This is a genomic window from Candidatus Thiodiazotropha sp. CDECU1 (assembly GCF_963455295.1).
Taxonomy (GTDB): domain Bacteria; phylum Pseudomonadota; class Gammaproteobacteria; order Chromatiales; family Chromatiaceae; genus Thiodiazotropha.
Window position 1 is genome coordinate 771,476 of sequence record NZ_OY734020.1, and the last position, 21,468, is coordinate 792,943.

At 52.4% G+C, this 21,468-nt stretch carries 21 protein-coding genes; 14 read left to right on the forward strand and 7 right to left on the reverse strand.

What is annotated here, in order from left to right; genetic code table 11:
• The first annotated feature begins 1 nt into the window (after position 1).
• From cca to R2K28_RS03550, 4 genes are all read left to right on the forward strand, one after another.
• Positions 2–1,129 carry a multifunctional CCA tRNA nucleotidyl transferase/2'3'-cyclic phosphodiesterase/2'nucleotidase/phosphatase gene (cca, locus tag R2K28_RS03535; RefSeq protein ID WP_316369675.1) on the forward strand — a complete coding sequence of 376 codons (1,128 nt, stop codon included), beginning with the start codon at positions 2–4 and terminating at the stop codon, positions 1,127–1,129.
• Between the two features lie 77 nt (positions 1,130–1,206).
• Complete coding sequence (locus R2K28_RS03540; RefSeq protein ID WP_316368021.1) at positions 1,207–2,853, forward strand: histidine kinase; 1,647 nt, start codon at positions 1,207–1,209, stop codon at positions 2,851–2,853.
• A gap of 6 nt (positions 2,854–2,859) precedes the next feature.
• The gene (locus tag R2K28_RS03545) at positions 2,860–3,510 is read left to right on the forward strand and encodes a response regulator (RefSeq protein ID WP_116476122.1); all 651 of its coding nucleotides are present in this window, start codon (positions 2,860–2,862) and stop codon (positions 3,508–3,510) included.
• Positions 3,511–3,669: 159 nt separating this feature from the next.
• Positions 3,670–4,143, forward strand: a complete 474-nt coding sequence (locus tag R2K28_RS03550) for a rhodanese-like domain-containing protein (RefSeq protein ID WP_316368022.1) — start codon at positions 3,670–3,672, stop codon at positions 4,141–4,143.
• Between the two features lie 63 nt (positions 4,144–4,206).
• On the opposite strand, the gene cysG is transcribed toward R2K28_RS03550, so the two are convergent.
• Positions 4,207–5,631, reverse strand: coding sequence for a siroheme synthase CysG (gene cysG / locus R2K28_RS03555; RefSeq protein WP_316368023.1), 1,425 nt, complete (start codon positions 5,629–5,631; stop codon positions 4,207–4,209).
• A 181-nt stretch (positions 5,632–5,812) separates the two neighbouring features.
• On the opposite strand from cysG, the gene R2K28_RS03560 reads away from it, so the two are divergent.
• From R2K28_RS03560 to dsrE2, 3 genes are all read left to right on the forward strand, one after another.
• Positions 5,813–6,139: a rhodanese-like domain-containing protein gene (locus tag R2K28_RS03560; protein ID WP_316368024.1), complete on the forward strand. Its 327-nt coding sequence runs from the start codon at positions 5,813–5,815 to the stop codon at positions 6,137–6,139.
• Between the two features lie 148 nt (positions 6,140–6,287).
• Positions 6,288–6,518, forward strand: a complete 231-nt coding sequence (locus tag R2K28_RS03565) for a sulfurtransferase TusA family protein (RefSeq protein WP_068987885.1) — start codon at positions 6,288–6,290, stop codon at positions 6,516–6,518.
• 25 nt (positions 6,519–6,543) lie between these two features.
• Positions 6,544–7,026: a sulfur carrier protein DsrE2 gene (gene dsrE2, locus R2K28_RS03570; protein ID WP_316368027.1), complete on the forward strand. Its 483-nt coding sequence runs from the start codon at positions 6,544–6,546 to the stop codon at positions 7,024–7,026.
• 383 nt (positions 7,027–7,409) lie between these two features.
• Here dsrE2 and R2K28_RS03575 read toward each other — a convergent pair whose 3' ends face one another.
• On the reverse strand, positions 7,410–8,711 hold the full coding sequence (locus tag R2K28_RS03575) for an OmpP1/FadL family transporter (protein WP_316368029.1): 1,302 nt from the start codon (positions 8,709–8,711) through the stop codon (positions 7,410–7,412).
• Between the two features lie 319 nt (positions 8,712–9,030).
• Between R2K28_RS03575 and R2K28_RS03580 the strand changes: the two genes are divergently transcribed.
• Genes R2K28_RS03580 through R2K28_RS03590 form a run of 3 tightly spaced genes read left to right on the forward strand, consistent with a single transcriptional unit; the run spans position 9,031 to position 11,479 of the window.
• Positions 9,031–9,939 carry a selenium metabolism-associated LysR family transcriptional regulator gene (locus R2K28_RS03580; RefSeq protein WP_116448806.1) on the forward strand — a complete coding sequence of 303 codons (909 nt, stop codon included), beginning with the start codon at positions 9,031–9,033 and terminating at the stop codon, positions 9,937–9,939.
• 59 nt (positions 9,940–9,998) lie between these two features.
• Positions 9,999–10,382, forward strand: coding sequence for a hypothetical protein (locus R2K28_RS03585; RefSeq protein ID WP_316368031.1), 384 nt, complete (start codon positions 9,999–10,001; stop codon positions 10,380–10,382).
• A gap of 26 nt (positions 10,383–10,408) precedes the next feature.
• Complete coding sequence (locus R2K28_RS03590; protein ID WP_316368032.1) at positions 10,409–11,479, forward strand: AI-2E family transporter; 1,071 nt, start codon at positions 10,409–10,411, stop codon at positions 11,477–11,479.
• A gap of 59 nt (positions 11,480–11,538) precedes the next feature.
• Here the strand turns inward: R2K28_RS03590 and R2K28_RS03595 are convergent, their stop codons facing one another.
• Complete coding sequence (locus tag R2K28_RS03595) at positions 11,539–11,733, reverse strand: YgaP family membrane protein (RefSeq protein ID WP_116444360.1); 195 nt, start codon at positions 11,731–11,733, stop codon at positions 11,539–11,541.
• 151 nt (positions 11,734–11,884) lie between these two features.
• A complete protein-coding gene (locus R2K28_RS03600) occupies positions 11,885–12,421 on the reverse strand; it encodes a Crp/Fnr family transcriptional regulator (RefSeq protein WP_316369677.1) in 537 nt (178 codons plus the stop codon).
• 337 nt (positions 12,422–12,758) lie between these two features.
• Here R2K28_RS03600 and R2K28_RS03605 point away from each other — a divergent pair, with 337 nt between their 5' ends.
• The gene (locus tag R2K28_RS03605; protein ID WP_316368033.1) at positions 12,759–15,608 is read left to right on the forward strand and encodes an ATP-binding protein; all 2,850 of its coding nucleotides are present in this window, start codon (positions 12,759–12,761) and stop codon (positions 15,606–15,608) included.
• Between the two features lie 170 nt (positions 15,609–15,778).
• Here the strand turns inward: R2K28_RS03605 and R2K28_RS03610 are convergent, their stop codons facing one another.
• Genes R2K28_RS03610 through R2K28_RS03620 form a run of 3 tightly spaced genes read right to left on the reverse strand, consistent with a single transcriptional unit; the run spans position 15,779 to position 18,289 of the window.
• Positions 15,779–17,188: a PhoH family protein gene (locus tag R2K28_RS03610; RefSeq protein ID WP_316368034.1), complete on the reverse strand. Its 1,410-nt coding sequence runs from the start codon at positions 17,186–17,188 to the stop codon at positions 15,779–15,781.
• 58 nt (positions 17,189–17,246) lie between these two features.
• On the reverse strand, positions 17,247–17,732 hold the full coding sequence (locus R2K28_RS03615; protein WP_316368035.1) for a peroxiredoxin: 486 nt from the start codon (positions 17,730–17,732) through the stop codon (positions 17,247–17,249).
• 17 nt (positions 17,733–17,749) lie between these two features.
• Positions 17,750–18,289, reverse strand: a complete 540-nt coding sequence (locus R2K28_RS03620) for a glycine cleavage system protein R (protein WP_316368037.1) — start codon at positions 18,287–18,289, stop codon at positions 17,750–17,752.
• 174 nt (positions 18,290–18,463) lie between these two features.
• Between R2K28_RS03620 and dapA the strand changes: the two genes are divergently transcribed.
• The 3 genes from dapA (at position 18,464) to R2K28_RS03635 (ending at position 21,410) form a co-directional block, all read left to right on the forward strand.
• Positions 18,464–19,339, forward strand: coding sequence for a 4-hydroxy-tetrahydrodipicolinate synthase (gene dapA, locus R2K28_RS03625; protein ID WP_316368038.1), 876 nt, complete (start codon positions 18,464–18,466; stop codon positions 19,337–19,339).
• 148 nt (positions 19,340–19,487) lie between these two features.
• Positions 19,488–20,633: an outer membrane protein assembly factor BamC gene (gene bamC / locus R2K28_RS03630; protein ID WP_316368039.1), complete on the forward strand. Its 1,146-nt coding sequence runs from the start codon at positions 19,488–19,490 to the stop codon at positions 20,631–20,633.
• A 3-nt stretch (positions 20,634–20,636) separates the two neighbouring features.
• Complete coding sequence (locus R2K28_RS03635) at positions 20,637–21,410, forward strand: MBL fold metallo-hydrolase (RefSeq protein WP_316368040.1); 774 nt, start codon at positions 20,637–20,639, stop codon at positions 21,408–21,410.
• Positions 21,411–21,468: the final 58 nt, after the last annotated feature.

Here is a 21,468-nt window from a genome sequence, read left to right on the forward strand (position 1 = left end):
GATGAAGACTTACCTGGTCGGTGGTGCGGTACGCGATCAACTGCTGGATCTGCCTGTCACTGAACGCGACTGGGTAGTGGTGGGTTCGAGTCCTGAAGAGATGCTGGCCGCTGGCTATCGACGCGCCGATAGTGAATTCCCGGTATTTTTGCACCCTGAAACCGGCGAGGAGTATGCCTTGGCGCGTACCGAGGTGAAGAGTGGTTCCGGTTATAAGGGATTTCAGGTCGAGTATGGGCCGCATATCACTCTCGAACAGGATCTGTTGCGCAGGGATCTCACCATCAATGCCATGGCAATCTCAGAGAGTGGTGATTTCATCGATGTTTGCGGGGGGCGGGATGACCTGGACAATGGCAAGCTTCGGCATATCACAAATGCGTTTACCGAGGACCCGGTGCGGCTGCTGCGGATTGCTCGATTCGCCGCCAAACTGGGTTGTTGGGGATTCAGGGTGGCACACGAGACCCATGCCCTGATGAAAACCATGGCGCGCGCCGAGGAGCTGATGAGCTTGAATGCGGAACGTATTTGGCGCGAGATGAGCCGCGCTTTCGCAACGCCTCAACCCTGGCGTTTTTTTGAAGTCCTGCAGCGATGTGGAGCGCTGCAGCGGTTAATCCCGGAGTTGGTGGACGGGACGCTTGCTTCATCCCATGGAGAACAGGACAGGAGCGATTACATGGCGCCGCTGAGGCGGGTTGTAAAACAGAGCGAAGATCCCGTAGTTCGATCTGGAGTGGCTCTGTTTGAGAGCGTCGCTCACCTGGCAAAGCCGGACGATTGGATGCAAAGATACCGTATCGACAAGGCGGGGCGACAGCTGTTGCTCGATCTGTTGCATTTCCATCCATTCTCCACTGATGGTGCACAGGCTGAATCGATCATGCAATTCGTGATGACACTCAAGCCAAAGCAACAGCCACTGCGCTTTCGCCGTTTTGTGGCGGCCGCTCAGGGATTGTGGCCGCGGCGTTTAGAAGCTCTCTTGCCCCATTTGGAGTTTTCAGCTGATCTCCTGGAATTGCCCTTGCCGGAGGAGCTGCTCAACTCCGGATTGGAGGGAAAAGCATTGGGTGAAGCACTGTTTGCCTGGCGTGTGGTCCGACTGAATGAGGTGATGAACTAATCCGGTGGTCCAAACTGACCCCATTTACAGGTTCGTGATAGAGTCTGTCTATGCAAGTGGAAGAGAAACAACTGTCGATGAATAAAGCCCCTACGCATGCCGGGGAGGGGGATCGTTCGCAAGATCAAATGGCCTGGATCGAGGGCTGGATCGATTCGAAGCACTGGCCAAGCCTGAGAATCCTGTTTACCGGAAATCTGCTCCTGCCCATATTGATCTTGGGTGGCAGCGTGGTGGTGAGTCTGGTGATGGTATTGGTGCTGTCCATCTATCAGCAGGAAACTTCATCCCTATACCTATTGTTGCTGATAAGCATTGTGACAACGCTCTTTTCCCTGGGTCTGGTGCTGGTACGTCTGCGCAGTCAGTTATTGCGTCCACTGGCGTCATTGGAACAGATCGTGAACCAGGTCTGTCAGGGGGAACCGGTTGCCAGCAAGGGTCATGAACAGACAGGCGTCCTCAGCGGTATGGCCCGGGACATCGATAGTCTCAGTGAGGAGCTTACCGATATCTACGAGGATATGGAGGTTCGAGTGGCCCGCCAAACCTCGCGCCTGGCACAGAAGACCACCTCCTTGCAGGTACTCTATGATGTGGCGGCAGGTATCAATCAATCGGAAAATCTGGACGAGCTGTTACTGGAGTACATGGGAGTGTTCAAGCGCATGGTAAGCGCCCGTTCAGCGACAGTACATCTGGTACTGCCGGATGACAGGGTGCGCCAGGTAGGTTGTATCGATCTGCAGGGTAGACTCTACAATGAACAGGAGATGTTGCCGATTAAACTCTGTCAGTGCGGCATCGCCCTGTCGCCTGGTGATATTCTCTGTAGTCAGGATGCGGGCATCTGTACGCAACGGAATAAGCGGCCCATGTTCAGTACGGATCAGGTGGAGCGGGTTTCGGTGCCCATGTGGTACCACGGTGATGTGCTTGGATTCTATCATCTGTATGTGGATAAACCCGGTATCTATGATGGTCGGGAGGATGTGCTCGATATCCTGAATACCATTGGCAGCCATCTGGGTATGGCGGTCGCCAAGCAGCGCTCTGATTCCGAAGCACGGCGTTTGTCGATCGTGGAAGAACGGACCTCATTGGCCCATGAACTGCATGACTCGTTGGCGCAAACCCTCGCCAGCTTACGCTTTCAAGTGCGGATGCTGGAAGAGACCATGCAAAGCGATCCGGTCTCCGAGAAGGCAATCCAGGAAGCGAAAAGAATTCACAACGGTTTGGATGAAGCGCATGATGAGCTGAGGGAGTTGATTAACAGCTTCCGTGCACCCTTCGATCAACGGGGTTTGGTGCCGGCCCTGAGCAAATTGGTTGAACGCTTCAATCAGGAGACCGGGATACCCGCCTTTTTTCAACCCGATTGTATTAAAACCGATTTGGATACCAGCCAGGAGATGCAGGCGTTACGGATTGTACAGGAAGCACTGGCTAACATCCGTAAACACGCCAAAGCCCACACAATCCGCGTCTTGTTACGCTGTCGCAGTCCGGGTAGTTATTTAATCCTGGTGGAGGACGACGGTGTGGGTTTCGAGGGCGCGGTGCCTCAGGGTAATCCTGGAGAACATATCGGACTGTCGATTATGGAGGAGCGAGCCAGGCGAGTCGGTGGTGAGTTATCCATAGAGAGTGAACCCGGTGAGGGTACCCGGGTGGAGTTGGTGATCCGCAATGAGAAAAGTGAAGCAAGTCTACAGAGGTGAAACAAGATGCGGGTATTACTGATAGATGACCACGCCCTGTTCCGTATTGGCTTGCAGGAGCTGTTGGAACGTCGTGGCATCGATGTAATCGCCATTGGTGATTGCCTGAAGGGCATAGAGACCGTGGCGACCGAGCGTCCCGACGTGGTGCTGCTCGATATGCGTATGCCGGACATGACCGGCACAGAGGTATTGAGTGTGCTGCGTAAGCACTACCCGGAGATGCCAATCAGTATGCTGACAACCAGTCGCGAAGAGTCAGATGTAATTGAAGCCCTGCAAAATGGTGCCCAGGGTTATCTGCTTAAGGACATGGAGCCCAACGAGTTGATCGATGCGCTACAGCAGATTAAACAGGGACAGACAGTGGTGGCAAATGAGTTGACCGGTATCCTGGCGAAGGCGGTACAAGGGGAAAGCCAAAGCAGCTCACCTCCGACCTCCTCACTGGATGATCTGACACCGCGGGAACGGGAGATTCTGTGTCATTTGGCCGACGGCCAGAGCAACAAGGTGATCGCCCGTAATCTGGGGATTTCAGATGGTACGGTAAAACTGCATGTGAAGGCGATCCTGCGCAAGCTGGAGGTTCATTCCAGGGTTGAAGCCGCAGTGATCGCGGTAGAACAGAATCTCTGCTCTCGGGGGCAACTTTGATGATGACTTGATAACTTTCATCCACGACATTTGTCAGGGCAAAAAAACTGAAAATGGGTTTAACTGTCCCCTGCATTTCAATGATGCGAAACAATCGATAGCGGATCTGAAATACCTAACAGTTGTCTACACGAGTAGCAGCAACTCAGTACAAGATTGATGAAAAACTTCTTAAATTTAATTAGTGACAGTCTCACTGATGTCAAAGAGATAATGCCCTGGGATCTGGAAGAGCGGAGGCAAGCCAACCCCGAGCTGATGATCGTCGATGTGCGTGAACCCTATGAATATGATGCGATGCATATCGAGGATTCTATTACCGTACCTCGCGGTATTCTCGAATCAGCCTGTGAATGGGACTACGAGGAGACCATTCCGCAACTGGTGAATGCCCGGCAGCGAGAAATTGTGGTTGTCTGCCGCTCCGGCTATCGTAGTGTCCTCGCCGCCTTTTCCCTGCACGTGATCGGTTATACCAATGTTGTCTCCCTGAAAACCGGACTTCGGGGCTGGAACGACTATGAGCAACCCCTGGTGGACAAGGATGGGAAGGTGGTGGAAATCGAGGAAGCGGATGACTATTTCACCCCCAAGCTGCGGGAAGACCAGCTCAGACCAAAGCAGCAGGGTTAGGAGTTTTGAGTGAGCGAAGCGAACACTTCAACTAAGAACTAAAAACTCATAACTCAAAACTCTTTAGAAATCGATGGGTGAAGTGGCCCCCTGTTCGGAGTGGAGTGGCGCTTCATACCATGCCAGTTTCTCCTGCAGTTCCACCACATGGCCAACGATGATCAGGGTTGGTGGTTTCGGGCGTTCCTGTTCCACAATATCCAGAATTGTCTCCAGGGTACCCGTGAACACCCTTTGCATATGTGTCGTACCCTGTTGAATCAGTGCAATCGGCATATCCCCGCCGACGCCGTGATGCTGCAGTTCTCGGCAGATGACAGGCAGACCGACCAGGCCCATATAGAAAACAATGGTCTGATTCGGTTGCGCCAGCATCTTCCAGTTCAAGTTCATGCTGCCATCCTTGAGATGACCTGTGACAAAGGTTACCGACTGGGCATAGTCTCTGTGAGTCAAGGGTATGCCGGCGTAGGAGGCGCAGCCGGCGGCGGCTGTGATACCCGGTATCACTTGAAAGGGGACACCCTCGGCAGCCAGTGTGTCGATCTCTTCTCCGCCGCGTCCGAAGATGAAGGGATCACCCCCCTTCAAACGTAAGACACGTTTTCCCTGCTTGGCAAGTTTTGCCAGCAATTGATTGATCTCCTCCTGACGCATGGTGTGTTTATCCCGCTCTTTACCCACATAGATATGCTCTGCATCATGCCGGGTCATATCCAGAATCGGTTTGGCCACCAGACGATCATAGATGACCACATCGGCCTGCTGCATGAGCCGCAGGGCGCGGAAGGTCAGCAAGTCCGGATCGCCCGGGCCGGCGCCCACCAGATAGACCTCTCCCATCCTGTCGCCCGTAACCGGGGTATTCAGGACCTTCTCCATCAACTGATCCGCTTCCTCGTCATGGCCGGAAAAAACCCGTTCAGCAACCCCCCCTTCGAGTACCCGATCCCAGAACAGGCGTCTCTCAGTGGGGTCTGTAAAACGCCCTTTTACCCGTTGCCGAAAACGGCTGCAGAGCTTTGCCAGGCGACCATAACCGGCGGGTATCAAGGACTCGAGACGGGAGCGGATCAGGCGCGCCAGTACGGGCGAAGCACCGCCTGTGGAAACTGCCGCGACCACCGGCGAACGATCGATGATGGAGGGTACGATAAAACTGCAGAGTTCCGGCTGATCCACCACATTGACCGGTATGCGAAGATCTCCCGCAATCTCGGCTATGCGGCGATTTACCCTGGGATCGTTGGTGGCTGCGATGGCCAGGTGATGACCGGTCAAATCTTCATCCTGGAAGCGTCTTTCCAGGTGTGTATAGCGCCCCATATCGCGCCAAGTGGTGAGATTGTGGCACAGGTCTGGGGATACCAGGGTGACATCCGCCCCCGATTTCAGCAGTAGCGCGGTTTTTCTCTCAGCGATGGCACCACCACCCACTACCAGGCATGGACGGTTCTTTAAGTCGAGGAAGATAGGAAAAAATTCCATAATAAAATCAACCAGGTAACAAATTTATAATCGATGTGGGTGGGATGGAGCTTGACTCTATCATGACTCACCCTCCCTGAATAATTTAAGCTTGATTGGGCTAATATAGCTTGCAATATTTAAACACATTAATATACTAATTAACCCTGTTGTATGTTTTATAAAGGCGAAATGGTAAGTGATGATAAAGGAAATAGATGCCCATGATCTTCAGTCCCGTATCAATGAGGGGGATGATTTCCTCCTGCTCGACATTCGTAGCGCGGGTGAAGTCGCTCAGGGGGGGCTGCCAGACGCAGAACATCTGCCCATGCATCTAATACCCATGAAAATCAGTGAGTTGCCAAAGGATAAGGCGATCATTCTCTATTGCCACAGTGGTGCGCGTTCCTATCATGCATGTGCCTATCTGGCGCAGCAGGGATTTGACAACGCAATCAACCTGCGTGGTGGCATATTGGCCTGGGCACGCTCAGGCTTTCAACTGGCTGCCAGATTGGCCAGTTAGTTAACGACAGAGGCAATCAACGATAGCCCTCTATTAAGCGGCATTCGGATCGTCCATTGACTTGCGTTTGTCAGACGCATGACATATAAAGGTCCGTCTGTTTTTTACGGCAAACATAACCAAATAGATAATAGCTGGAGGTCATACCATGGCAGATTTTGATCAAGAACTGGATGCAAGCGGGCTCAATTGCCCACTGCCTATCCTGCGTGCTAAGAAAACCCTGAATGGTATGGAATCCGGCAAAGTGTTGCACATCATTGCGACCGATCCTGGTTCAGTAAAGGACTTCGAGGCATTCGCCAACCAGACCGGCAATGAGCTGATGGAGTCGAAAGAGGTCGGTGGTAAATTTGAATTTCTGATCAAGAAGGCCTGATTGGAGTTTTTCAGGAGACAACACAATGTCAGACGAAAAAAAGTTAGCCATAATTGCTACTAAAGGCTCCCTTGATTGGGCCTATCCTCCCTTCATTCTTGCTTCGACTGCGGCTGCCCTTGGCTATGATACAGAGATATTTTTCACCTTCTACGGTCTGCAGCTTCTGAAAAAGAACCTTGATCTGGAAGTGACCCCGCTGGGTAATCCCGGCATGCCAATGCCCATGGGTATGGACAAATGGTTTCCGGTTCTGGGTCTGGCTCTACCGGGCATGCAGGGCATGATGACCGGCATGATGAAGAAAAAGATGGCCTCCAAAGGGGTGGCTGATCTCGCCGAGTTGCGCGAGCTTTGCCAGGAAGCCGAGGTCAAACTGATAGCCTGTCAAATGACGGTGGATCTGTTTGAAATGAACACCAGTGAATTCATAGACGGTATCGAATATGCGGGTGCCGCCCGCTTCTTTGAATTTGCCGGTACCAGTGATATCTGCCTTTACATCTAACCCGTTGTAAAACGCAGTCACGACGCCGCCCCACAAGGGCGGCGTTTTTTTTTTGGGGTGATAAAAAACCAGTCGGGTGGAAAAAATAGGTTAACAAACCGCTAATGATTTATTTAGTCCGCAAATGAACGCAAATTTTGTTAGATCATGACTGTGTGTTGTAAAACGGACCCTAACCAATGGTGTTACACAGGGTGCCATTGGGAGGTGAGGTACATTCGTGCAGTGTGATGTCCTCTCACTCAAATACTGAAACACCATATTTGCGTTTATTAGTGTTCATTCGCGGACTATATTCTGATCTTGCTGCGATCTGTGGAAAGGGGCAAAAAAAACCCCGAGTGGGTACTCGGGGCTCGGTTGTTGATTAAAATAGCGTCTGTTTACATGAAGCGCTTCTTGACGCCGATGCCTAACAGGTGAACGCTCGACTCATAGTCGCCATTGACGGCGCTGGTGCCGTTGGTTTCACTCTCGTTGGGCGCTGCGTGAACGAATGAAGGATCGATATCCAAGCTTCTGTCATCAAACTTGACATACATGTAGCCGGCATCAATGGTCCAGCCGTTGCTCAGGGTGTGACCCACTCCCAGGCTGAAGAGCTGGCGGTCCGCATCAGGTATGCGCGGGCTGAAATACTGATCATCCTGAGGTGTTTCATCGAAGGTATATCCGATGCGCAGCTGGGTTGCCTGGGTGAGGTCGTAGCTGATGCCTACCCGATAGGCGTTGGCGTCTTCCCAATTGTTGATACTGGTGACGATATTGGTACCCAATTGGTCCTGATCCACAACCAGTTTATCGAATGAACTCCAGCCTGTTCGAGTGACGTCGAACTCGATGGCAAGCTTATTCATCGCTTGATGTCTTACCCCTACCTGCAGACGCCAGGGCAGTCTCAGTTCGGCATCGACCCTGTTGGAAAGGAAGGAGGGCAGTGCGCCCGCGGGCAGATCGACTCTTCCCTCGACCGGAATATTCGCCTCAGAGTGGTAGCTGCCCCCAAAACTCCATGCCCCTTGGTCGACCATGAAGCCCAGATTGAAGCCCACACCACGACCATCACCCTCGAGATCGGCGCCCGGATTGGAACCAGGCATGCCCGCATTGATGTCGCCGTTGAATATGACTTCGCGCATCCAGTAGTAGTCGACACCACCCGAAACACTAGCTTTCTCATTTATTCTATAGGCAACACTTGGAGAAAACGCGACTATCTCAAGTTTACTTTGAGTCGGGATGGTTGCCGCCGGTGGATACTGGCTGTCGTAGGTGCCAGCAGGCCATTCGGTCTCCAAGCCAAAAGGGGCATTCACGGATAGACCCAGTGACCAGGTTTCATTGAGCTGGGTAAAGGCAGTAAACGCTGGGATTGCCACAGGGTCGTTTGCCTCGCTGTCCACTGTGCCGGAACCTGTATTGACACTTAGGTCGGGCTCCACCAACAACAGGCCAAGTTCGATAGCCATGCCTTCATGAAATGCCATGGCGGCAGGATTGTAGGCTATGGCTGACAGAGAATCGGGATTTGCAACCAGAGCATTGGAGAGGGCAAGGCCGGTGATGTTCAACTCGGGGACTGCAAAGCCCGACGCCTGGACTGTCTGACTAAGGGGCAACATGGCAGCGCCGCAAGCCAGCGCCAGTAGAGTGTGTTGATAGGTCTTGTTGACGTGTGTCCGCATATTTCCTCCGCCGTGGTTCTCGTTTATTCTGAGCCTGTCCCCATACGCCTAATATAATATCCAGGACCAGGCTCTATTCATTGTCATATTGAACCCCCATTGAAGTCACAATGGGTCCGTCCTAGTGAGGCTAGAGGATTTTTAAACGAATTACCATGATTTATAGCCATGATTTTCATCACAAGCGCCTTTCCAGACTTGCTGCATCCTATGTCGCCTCGACTACCAGTTTGCGTTAACAACTCCCATAGCATCATGAGTTATGGTATAAATTGAGTTTATCTAGAACAAAGACTGGTTGATTGGACCTATAAATACAATGGCGGATCGAAGATTACAAGTTTTTCATACGGTTGCGCGACTCTTAAGCTTCACCAAGGCGGCTGAAACATTGCACATGACACAACCGGCAGTGACCTTTCAGGTGCGTCAATTGGAGGAGTATTTCAATACCCGTCTGTTTGACCGCACCCACAACCGCATCAGTCTGACCGAGGCAGGTGATCGGGTTTATGAGTATGCCGATCGGATTTTCGATCTCTATGCGGACATGGAAAACTCTGTACGTGAGATGACGGGTGAGATCCGGGGTGCGCTGACGATTGGGGCCAGTACAACAATCGCCGAATATATGCTGCCTGCCTTGCTGGGTGACTTTGGTGCTCGCTACCCGGAGGTCACCATCCATTTGCGGGTCTCCAATTCGGAAGGCATAGTTTCAATGGTCGAGAACAATACCATCGATCTGGGTGTTGTCGAGGCGCCGGTTGGAAATAAGAATCTTGTGGTGGAGATGTGCCGCGAGGATCATTTGGTTGCGATCGTGCCACCTAATCACGACCTGGCCAACCTGGAATCGGTAGAGATCAGGCGCCTTCTCGAGTACCCCTTTATCTGCCGCGAAGAGGGATCTGGTACTCGCGAAGTGATCAACGAGTATCTGGACAACAACTCTTGCGACGCTGCATTGAATATCTCCATGGAACTTGGCAGCCCTGAAGCGGTGAAGGGGGCAGTCGAGGCGGGGATGGGTGTCTCTGTGGTCTCTCGCGCCACCATCCAGAAAGAACTGAAGCTGGATACCTTGCGTGCGATCAATCTGGTGCCGAAGCTGGAACGCCCCTTCTCATTTGTCCATCAAAAGCAGAAATTCCGACTGCGTGCCATGGAGGAGTTGCTCGACTTTGCCAGGGGTTATTGTGAAGATCACCCAGAGGAGAATCTGTAGTAGCCCTGTTATCTTGACAGTTTGCTCTTCCCAGTGAAGATGCAGATGGCGGAGTCATTGTGCAATTTGTTCCAAAACAACAGAAACTGGCAGCTGATCAGCAGCAGTTACTGAATCTCTTCGATCGGCTGGACCCGCAACAGCGACAGACGCTGCTCTCTTTTGCTGCTTTCTTAGCGAGCCAGGTGGGTCTGGAAAGTGCCCCCGAAGTCGAGAAGACTCATGAGCCAAAGCAGATCGAACGGCCTCAGGAGGAGTCTGTTGTGAAGGCAATCAAGCGTCTGTCTGAGAGTTATTTTATGCTCGAAAGAGAGTTGCTGCTTGATGAAACTTCGTCACTGATGATGGCCCACATGTTACAGGGACGAGAGGCCAAACTGGTCATTGATGAGTTGGAGGCCCTGTTTGCCCGGCACTACCAAAACTATCTGGATGATCGCTAACACGGTGCCCCCCAATAGGTAGCCCTATGCAGGTTGTAACAAACTGGTTCAAACGTTACTTTTCCGATCCACAAATCGTCTTCCTGACGCTTTTTCTGCTGCTTTTTTTTGGGATTGTCATCACCATGGGGGATATGCTCGCCCCGGTGCTGGCGAGCATCGTTATTGCCTATCTATTGGAAGGTGTTATTTCCCAACTGGAGAGACGCTCATGGCCGAGATTCCCATCGGTACTGATAGTCTTTGTCCTGTTCCTGCTATTTGTCACCCTGGTGCTGTTTGGGCTGTTGCCGCTGTTATCCAACCAGGTCACAGATTTTCTACAACAGTTGCCGATCATGATATCCATGGGACAACAGGCGTTGATGCAACTGCCGGAACGTTATCCGGACCTGATTCCACAGGAGCAGGTCGACCAACTGATCCAACAGATCCGCAACGAGATAGCCTCATTCGCACAACAGGCAGTGACCTGGTCCCTCGCCTCAGTCGTTGGTGTGATCACCTTGATTGTGTATCTGATTCTGATGCCGCTGCTGGTGTTCTTCTTCTTGAAGGACAAGCAGTTGATCGTCGGTTGGTTTGTCAGGTATCTCCCCAGACATCGACGCTTTGCCGGTACGGTCTGGAAGGATGTGGACAAGCAGATTGCCAACTATGTCAGAGGCAAGTTTTGGGAGATTGTCATTATATGGGTGGTCAGTTTTGTCACCTTCAAATTGCTTGGATTGAACTATGCTCTGCTGCTTTCGATGATGGTTGGGCTGTCGGTTATCATTCCCTATATCGGGGCGGCTGTGGTTACCATCCCCGTGCTCTTCATCGCCTGGTTTCAATGGGGGTGGGGTAGTGACTTCGCATGGCTGGCCGTAGCCTATTTCATCATCCAGGCATTGGATGGCAACGTGCTGGTACCGCTGCTGTTTTCCGAGGTGGTCAACCTGCACCCGGTTGCTATCATCGTGGCCATTCTGGTATTTGGCGGTTTCTGGGGCTTTTGGGGTGTCTTTTTCGCAATCCCCCTGGCCACGTTGGTACAGGCGGTGCTGGTGGCTTGGCCGAAGCGGATCGAGGATGTGGGTGTTGAAGAGGGTTAGCGCGCCGTCAACCTGGTGTTGAGGCTACAAGATTGACGGAGCGCTGGATTGCGCTTGTATCAGGCACTCTTGTTGGTGTTGATACCAAACACTGTCCACAGGGGGCAAAAAGAGACCAGACCGGTGACAAGGGGGACGGCACCGATGGCACCCCACCAGTTGATCGGGTCACTCAAAAGAAATCCCCAGGCAAGAATCGCCAGGCCCGCGATAATCCGGATTATACGTTCGATACTACCGACATTTTTTGTCATGATCCGCTCCTTAATTGAAAAGTGATAATAGAGATACGCCTGTCTTGGCTGGATGTTCTCTAGGCATCCCGGCGCCATTGAGGATCGAGCATACTTGGCGGTAACTGAATAGTATGTGACTAAGTCACATAGCTGGATGCAACTTGTGTCGTCACTCGCTGCTTTTACTGTTTAGAGCATGTCGATCCTCCAGGGTTATTGCGCCACGGGTGATGGAAATAAAACCCTGTTGCTCAAAGTCCTTTAATATTCGACTGACCACTTCACGGGAAGTGCCCAGATCTGAAGCGATCGATTGATGCGTGACCTGTATGCGGTCGCTGTCATCAGTGGTATGTTGCAGCAGATACCCGGCAAGCCTGCGATCGACCCGTCGGAATGCAACCTCCTCGACGACACTGATCACATCGCTGAGGCGGTCACTGATGAGCTTGAAAAGGTAGTCTCTCCATGCCGGCTCATGATTTGACCAGCGCACCACATCGGCAGTGGATACCATCAGTGCCTGTATCGGTTGTTCGCTGACGGCAAAGGCGGGGAAGGGTTTTTGGCTCATGATACAGGACGCTGTAAGGATGCAACTCTCACCCGGGCCTATCCGGTAGAGCGTGATTTCCCGTCCATTCTCACCAATTTTATAGACCCTGGCGCTACCTTCGATCACCAGTGCCAGGTGGCTGCACTGCATGCCTTGCTGGCATATTGGTTGATCTGCTGCCAAATGGATGATTTTGGTGGCGTTAAAGAACTGCTGGACGAAATCGGCTTCGGCACAGCGTAAGAAGTGAAACTGTTTGGTTAGTTCTGCAATGGTTGTTGGGTCGGTTATCACGGCGAATATAGGTTGGGTCGCTGAGCGAGCTCCCGCTCAAACTGTCAGAGAAGTGATTCGACTCTACTACAATCGGTGTCACAACAGAAACAACTGGGTGAAAAATAAATACCGGACTTTGCTACACTTGACCAGGGTTAATATGCTAATTTATGTACAAACGGTGGGGGTTTAATAACCCGGGCAATCGGGCATGACAGATCCAAACGAAGAAGCGATTAAGATAAAAAAAGAGCGAGTGCGGTTGTTATATGCAAACGGCACCACGCTTATTGTTGCCAATCTTATTGCCGGACTGATCTTTTTATATCTTAATAAGGCTTGGGAAAACCAGCTGGGAGTGATCTGGGCGGGTCTGCTTGCTGCGGTACTGATAGCACAAACGGTATTGACTGTCATTGTCCGGCGAAGTTCTCTGGAACGAATCCAGATGTGGCGTTATGCACTGTTGCCAGGCATATTTATGCTCGGCCTGTTGTGGGCCGCCGCACTTATCCATTTGTTGACCTACCCCATGGATACCGACTACCTGGTCATTGACCTGGTGTTGATAGGGACAATTTTTCTCCTCACTGCGTTACTCCTGACAATCGATACCTTTTTTAGCGTCATTTTCGTCTTGACCGCCACTGCGCTGGTGGTTCTGAGTATTTCTGGGAATGAGGATCTTATCTCCAATGAGTTTCTGATTGGCATGATTGCCTATGCCTTGGCGTTGTTGATTTTGTCGGCCTGGATGATGGTCTACCAACAGGGCTTCCTGCTGCTTGCCGCAAACCGTGTATTGCTGCATGAACGGATGGTCGCGTCCGAGACCGAGTTGAGTGAAATGCGAAGTCGTCTGGTTGTTGAGAATGATCAGCGGCAGTCGGTAGAGCAGGAGCTCTTTTTGGCTAAAGAGGCTGCAGAGAGTGCGAATCTGGCGAAGTCAGAGTTTTTGGCCACCATGAGCCATGAAATCAGGACCCCGCTGAACGGTATTCTGCCGATTCTTGATATGCTTTTGGAGACAAGGCTGGACACTGAGCAGAAGCAGTTTGTCGCCACTGCGCTCAACTCTTCCCAGGTATTGCTCAGTATCATCAACGATATTCTCGATTTCTCCAAGATAGAGGCGGGCAAGCTGGATCTGGAGTTTATCGATATCACATTGAATGAGGTTGTCAGTCAGGTGACCTCGTTGATGAAAAATGCCGCTGATCGCCGTAGTTTGAAACTGAGCCATAATATTGCCAGGGATGTCCCGAGGGTGGTACGCGGAGATCCCATCCGCCTGCGTCAGATTCTCACCAACCTGGTCAGTAATGCAGTCAAATTTACCGAGCGAGGCGATGTCACAGTGGAGGTTGCCACCCGTCAGTCGACGCGCACAGAGGTGGAATTGCTGTTTGCCGTCAGGGATACCGGCATAGGCATGTCGGATGAACAGGTAGAGCGACTTTTCGAACCCTTTTCTCAGGCCGACGCATCAACCACACGCAAGCATGGCGGCACTGGATTGGGTCTGGTTATTTGTAAGCGTTTGACCGAACTCATGGGTGGCCGGATTGGGGTGAAGTCGCAAATAGGAAAGGGATCCTATTTCTGGTTTGTTCTGCCGATGAGAAAATCACTCCAGGAGATTCCATCCAGCCGGCGGAATCTGCATGACATCCGCACCCTGTTGCTGGCAGCGAAGACCAATCAGGAAACCGCAGTACTGGCTAACTCGTTGAAGGAATTGGGGATGCTACTGGAGCAGACCGATGACCAGTACGATGCACTCTCCAAGCTGAAAACATCAGCCAATCTCGGTGCCAGCTGGCGCTATGAGTTGATTGTGATAGATGCTGGATTCTCCAGTATCAATCTGCTTCAGGTTGTCAGTTCCGCGCGTGAGATTGCGCATATGAGAGATGTCAATGTGCTCGCAATCAACGTGCCGGAGGAGAGTATCGAAACCCTAGAGGGACTGGAAATCGAGTGCATAAGTGGCGGTGGTATGAGCAAGGAGGTCAAACAGCGGCTATATAGAATATTTGACGTGGAGCAGATCTCTGCAGCATCAACCACACCCGAAGAGATCCCGATTCCCAGGTTGCCTGACGATCACTTAAATTGGCTCGACAAACAGGGTAAATCGGTGAGTCAGTCAACGGGGAGTGAAAGGGCAGAGGATCGAGAGGCGACAATCCAGCACACTCGACTGGCCGGTCGGGTGCTGGTGGTAGAGGACAATCCGGTCAACCAGGCGGTAGTGAAGAAAATGCTGGAGAAGGCAGGGCTTTCGCCGATAACGGCAAATGATGGTGTGGAAGCGATGGATGCCATGCATCAGGAGCAGTTCGATGTGGTGTTGATGGATTGTCAGATGCCACGCATGGACGGTTATGAGGCGACTGAGGCGATCAGGGACAGAGAGACAACCCAAGGACTGATGCGTACCCCAGTGATCGCCATGACTGCGAATGCCATGGCTGGGGACCGGGAAAGGTGTTTGGCGGTGGGCATGGATGACTATCTCTCCAAGCCAGTGAAACCGGCTCAGCTTGAGAATATGTTGCGTCAGTGGCTGCCCATGGAGGAGATGATCAGCCAGGGTGAAGAGAGTTTGGTGATGGAACAGGTCAGCGGTGGTGATGATGTCTTGGTTGCTTCAGTCGATGCATCGAGTGAAGATTTACAGAGTACAGGAGAGAGTGGTATGCCAGCTAGTGGCATGATAGATCGCAGCGTTTTGGAAGAGCTGTATGAGATTATGGAAGATGAATTTGTTTCCGTACTCGAGAGCTACCTGAAGAGTGCTCCTGGACTCATGCACGGCATCCGCGACGCGGTCAAGGATCGTGACATGGACGCCCTGGTGAAATCAGCCCACCCACTCAAGTCCAGCAGCGCCAATGTTGGTGCTATGGAACTATCCATACTGGCCCGGGAACTGGAGTTCAAGGGGCGTCAAAATGATACCTCCGGTCTGGTGGATAACTACAATCAAGCAGCAGATGTATATCGTCGAACCGTTACAGAACTGAAAACCATCGTCGATCGAGGCAGCATCCACTAATGCCTGGGTATGGCATGCATAGTCGATCTTGAATTCAAACCAGATTGGTGGGGCAGGGCCCCACCCTACGGCCTTTATCATCCTGTAGGGTGGGGCCCTGCCCCACCATGTCAAGCTGGAAATCCGCAAATTTGGGCATGGATCGATGTGATGTCTACAGCATTACTGGCTTAGAGATTCTCTGATGCATAGTCCGCAAGACGTGACCTTTCGCCTCTCTGTAGCGTGATATGGCCGCTATGTGGCCAGTTCTTGAAGCGATCGACGGCGTAGGTCAGGCCCGAGGTGGTCTCCGTCAAATAGGGAGTATCGATCTGCGCCACATTCCCAAGACAGACGATCTTGGTGCCGGGTCCGGCTCGGGTGACCAGTGTTTTCATCTGTTTTGGGGTCAGGTTCTGGGCCTCATCAAGAATGATGTACTTGTTGAGAAAGGTGCGTCCCCGCATGAAGTTGAGAGAATGGATGCGGATTCGGCTGCGCAGCAGGTCTTCGGTAGCGGCCCGTCCCCACTCGCCGCCCTCCGTCTGGGTGAGTACCTCAAGATTATCCATTAACGCCCCCATCCAGGGTGTCATCTTCTCCTCTTCAGTACCAGGCAGAAAGCCGATATCCTCTCCAACCGGTACCGTGACCCGGGTCATGATGATTTCCCGGTATAGGTTGAGATCCAGTGTCTGCACCAGGCCGGCGGCCAGGGTGAGCAGGGTCTTACCGGTGCCGGCCGTGCCAAGTAACGAAACGAAATCGAGATCAGGGTCAAGCAACAGATTCAGGGCAAAATTCTGCTCCTGGTTGCGTGCTGTGATGCCCCACACGGCGTGCTTGGGATTGGTGTAGTCCTCCACCAGCTCAATGGTGGCACTATTCTCCTCCTTCTTCCTGACAATCGCCTGCAGTCCATCATCGCCAGGCAGATGCAGGCATTGGCTTGGATGCCAGATCTCTGTATCGGGTCCGACGACACGATAGAAGGTGCGACCCTCCTCCTGCCAGGATTCAAGCTCCTTGGTATGTTGCTCCCAGAAGGCCTCAGGCAGGCTCTCTATGCCGCTGTAGAGGAGATTTACGTCCTCCAGGACCTTGTCATTGGAGTAGTCCTCTGCATGGATGCCCACCACGGCTGCCTTGATCCGCAGATTGATATCCTTCGATACCAGAATGATCTGCCGGTTGGGATATTCCGACTGCAGGCTGAGAGCGGTGGCGAGGATGGTATTGTCCGGGGTATTGCCCGGCAGGGCCGATGGCAGGTCGCCGCTGAGCGGCTTGGTCTGGAAAAACAGGTGGCCACTCAGGGCTTCGATACCGCCATTCAACTGCAGTGTGTTGAGAGGTATACCATCGCAAATGGCGGATTGAGGGACATTGCTCATCAGCTCGTCGAGGAAGCGGCTGGTTTGACGCACATTCCTGGCGACCTCTGACATGCCCTTTTTGCCCTTATCCAGCTCCTCCAATACCACCATCGGCAGGTAGATATCGTGCTCCTTGAAGCGGAATAGGGCTGAAGGATCGTGCATCAGCACATTGGTATCGAGGACAAAAAGACGGGTATTATTGGATCGTTTTTCAGACATACTCAGTTGTTTATTTTACAAGGGGGATAGCGTTGATAGAGCACAGGAGCGAATGAATTCAGACAAGTTTTCCGGCTCGCATCGCCTTCAGGGTTTCCAGCACTTCTTCTACATGTCCCTTGACTTTTACCTTGCGCCACTCCCAGCGCAGATGCCCGCTTTCGTCGATCAGAAAAGTACTGCGTTCAATACCACGTACCTGTTTCCCATACATGGATTTCATTTTTATGACGTCGAAAGCATGACAAAGTTTCTCCTCTTTATCTGCGAGCAAATCAAAAGGAAAGCCCTGTTTTTGCTTGAAATTTTCCTGGGCTTTAAGGCTGTCCCTAGAGACCCCTAGGATGATTGCGGACTGACGTCTGAATTTTGCAATCGCCGCCTTGAAATCCAGTCCCTCCTGGGTACAACCTGGGGTGCTTGCTTTAGGATAGAAATAGAGCACTATGGGTTTGCCATGAAGGTCGGTGAGGCTGATTTTCTTGTCACCGGTGGCAGCTAGCTCAATATCGGGTACGGGCTTTCCGATGGTGATGGCGGGCATGATTCGTCGTTTCCTCCTCAGCCTTTGATGGGTTCGATGACGGCATCCAGATTCAAACCATCGCAATAGTCCATGAACTCTTCCCGCAGAGCCGCAATGTGAATGTCAGAGGGTATGCCGACGCTCATATGCACAGAAAACATAGGGGTACCGGTATGGGCCGCTGAATAGCTGGTTGTCACCATATCCTCGATATTGATATCCCGTTCAGAGAAGAATTCAGCCAGCTGATTGACGATGCCAGGATGGTCCATAGAGACGACTTCGACCATATAGGGCAGGAGGTTGTTGCTGCGAACCTTGCCTTCCGTACGCTTACAGATGATGGTGAGCGCCAGATCCTCCTGGAGCTCAGGAACGGCGGATTCAAGCTTGGCCAGGGTGTTCCAGGGTCCTTCAATCAACAGCAGGATTGCGAATTCACCCCCCAATACCGTCATTCTACTGTCAGTGATATTACACCCTTCATCAAGTATCTTTCTCGATAGGGCTTTGACAATCCCAGGCTGATCCTTTCCAAGTGCTGAGATGACCAGGTAATTCTTTGGCGTGGACATAAAAATTGCTTGTTGTCGAGTGATTATGTGGATTTCAGGTAGAGTGTAACATCTGTTATCCGCGTCTAGCGATATTTTTCAGGCAATCTGGGGGTTGTTTATTCATGCTACTTGTCATTATCACAAGCCACAGGATACCATTGCCGATTATCCAATGAATCGGGGTGTGGGGCGATGTTTCAGGGCAGTATGGTAGCAATGATCACTCCCATGGTGGAGGACGGCAGCCTGGACGATGCCGCTTTACGCGCGCTGGTAGAGTTTCATATCCAGCAAGGTAGTGACGCGATTGTCGCAGTCGGCACGACCGGCGAGTCAGCCACTCTGGACGAAGAGGAGCATTGTGATGTAATTCGGCGGGTGGTCGACTACGCGGCTGGCAGATTGCCTGTGATTGCAGGTACTGGTGCCAATTCGACCCGTGAAGCGGTCTCTCTGACCGAATGCGCCAAACAGGGTGGCGCGGATGCCTGCCTGCTGGTGACCCCCTATTACAACAAGCCCACCCAAGAGGGACTATTCCAGCATCACAAGGCGATTGCCGAGGCGGTGGATATTCCCCAGATCCTCTACAATGTACCGGGGCGTACCGCCTGCGACATGCTGCCTGAGACTATCGCTAGATTGGCTCAGGTGCCGAATATCATCGGCGTCAAGGAAGCAACAGGGGATCTATCCCGCCTGCAACGGCTGCGTGAGCTGTGTGATGACTCATTTCAGTTCTATAGTGGCGATGATGCCACAGGCTGTGAATTCCTGTTGCAGGGTGGTCACGGAGTCATCTCAGTGACCGCGAATGCGGCACCGCGTCTGATGCACGAAATGAGTGTTGCCGCACTGGCGGGACGGACCGAAGAGGCACGGGCGATCGATGCCAGGCTGGCCGGTCTGCACAGCGCCCTATTCGTGGAATCCAGTCCCATCCCGGTGAAGTGGGTAATGATGAAACTGGGTCTGGCACAGCGTGGAATCCGATTGCCATTGACCTGGCTGACCCCCGCGGCTGAGGATGAGGTCGAGCAAGCGATGCGGCAGGCCGATATACTGTGAGCGTTATCCAGGTGGGTACTCAGTTACGGCTACACAATCCTGAAAGACTTAGTTACATCTCTGTCAATGTTTAGTGATGTTTTAGCAAACTTATCACTGCTTTCCATTGTCATAGGCAACACATAATTAGCTGGCGATATTCTTAGATATGCAATCAACTTTCGCTTTACTGTTGATCACTTATATTTCCTTAACCCTTGTAGGATGCAGCTCCGGTGGCGGCTACTTTTCGGACTCTGAGAGGGTTTACCGTTCCCAGAAGGAGACGGTTGACGATCTCGAGATACCACCTGATCTCACCCGTTCCTCAATCCAGGATGCAATGGCGATTCCTGGTGCCGGAAGCGCCTCCTATGAAGAGTATGCCAACAAGCGAGGTAGCGACAATCGTCCAGCTCTGCCCGAGACAGATAAGGTGTTGCCGGAATTCGACAATATACGGGTTGAACGTGACGGTGATCAGCGCTGGCTTGTGATCAATGCACAACCCCAGGCCGTATGGTCCAAGATCATTGAGTTTTGGCGCAGTAACGGACTCCTGTTGGTGGAGCAGGATCCAACCATCGGTATCATGAGAACCGACTGGCTGGAGAGCCGGGCCGATATCAAGCAGGGTGTAATCACCGAGTTTTTTCGCAAGACCCTTGGCAGCATCTACTCTTCAGCTACCCGTGATCAGTTCCGGGTACGTCTGGAAAAAGGGCTTGAGTCCGGAACCACCGAACTCTATCTGACTCACCGGGGCATGGAGGAGAAGCTGAAGGAGGATGTGAGTGGTAACGCCGATACAACCTATTGGACCCCGCGACCCAACGATCCAGGTATCGAGGCCGCCATGCTGCGCAGTATCATGGTCTATCTCGGGGTGGCGAGTGAAAAGGCGGAAGTGGCCCTGGCCAAGGATGAGACGAGGCAACAACGCTCCCAGTTGATCAAAACCGGTGAACGCTCAGAACTCTGGATTAATGAAGGCTTTGCCCGGGCATGGCGATTGACCGGGGTTGCCCTCGACCGGGTCGGGTTTGCTGTGGAGGACAGGGATCGCTCTTCCGGTATCTATTTCGTCCGTTACAGCGAGTTATCGGGAGCAAGCCAGGAAGAGAAGGGCTTCTTTTCCAGATTCGCATTCTGGCGGGATGATGAAGACAGTATCGACAAGGAGAGTCAATACCAGGTCAAACTCCTGGAACTTGATCAGGGGACCCAGGTATTGATTAAAAACCAGGATGGTAGCGAAGCGGAGATCAATGCGGCTGGACGAATCCTCACTATGATACACGAGCAGATTCGCTGACGCGTGTCGCTACGTTTTGCTCTCCTCGGCAGTGGTAGTCAGGGCAACGCCCTGATTATCGAGACCGCAGCAGTGAGAATACTGGTGGATTGCGGGTTCCCTGCCCGTGAAATCGAGCGTCGTCTGAGGGATCTGGGTATTGGGGCGGACACCCTGACCGGGATTCTCGTCACCCATGAGCATACTGACCATGTCAGGGGGCTCGGTGCCATGGCGAGACGCTATGGTCTTCAGGTATGGATGACACCAGGAACCTTTCATGCTGCCAATTACGGTAAGTTACCCAGCCTGCATCAGATAGACTGCCACGGCGGGTGGTGGACCATTGGCGACCTGGCCGTGGCCCCCTATCCGGTACCCCATGACTCCAGAGAGCCCTGCCAGTTTCTGTTTCGTGCCGGCGACAACACCCTGGGCCTGCTCACCGATACCGGCTATGTCACACCCCATATCGCCGCTATTCTGCAGGCCTGCGACAGCCTGGTTCTCGAGTTCAATCACGACCCGCAGATGTTGGCGAATGGCCCCTATCCACCCAGCCTGCGGGCAAGAGTCGGGGGATCCCATGGGCATTTGAGCAATCACCAGGCGGTGGAGCTGTTGAAGCGGCTGCAAACCTCCCGTTTGCAACATCTGGTGGCATCCCATTTGAGTGAGAAAAATAACTCCCCGGCGCTGGTTACCGAGCTGGTTCAGCAGCAGCTGCCCGACTTGAGCGGTCGGATTTCTATCGCATCTCAGCATGAGATATCTGGCTGGTTCCAACTATCGGTTTAATGGACGGTCAGAGAATCGGTTTGCATTAGCTCATTATAAAATACTTAAATAATTTTAA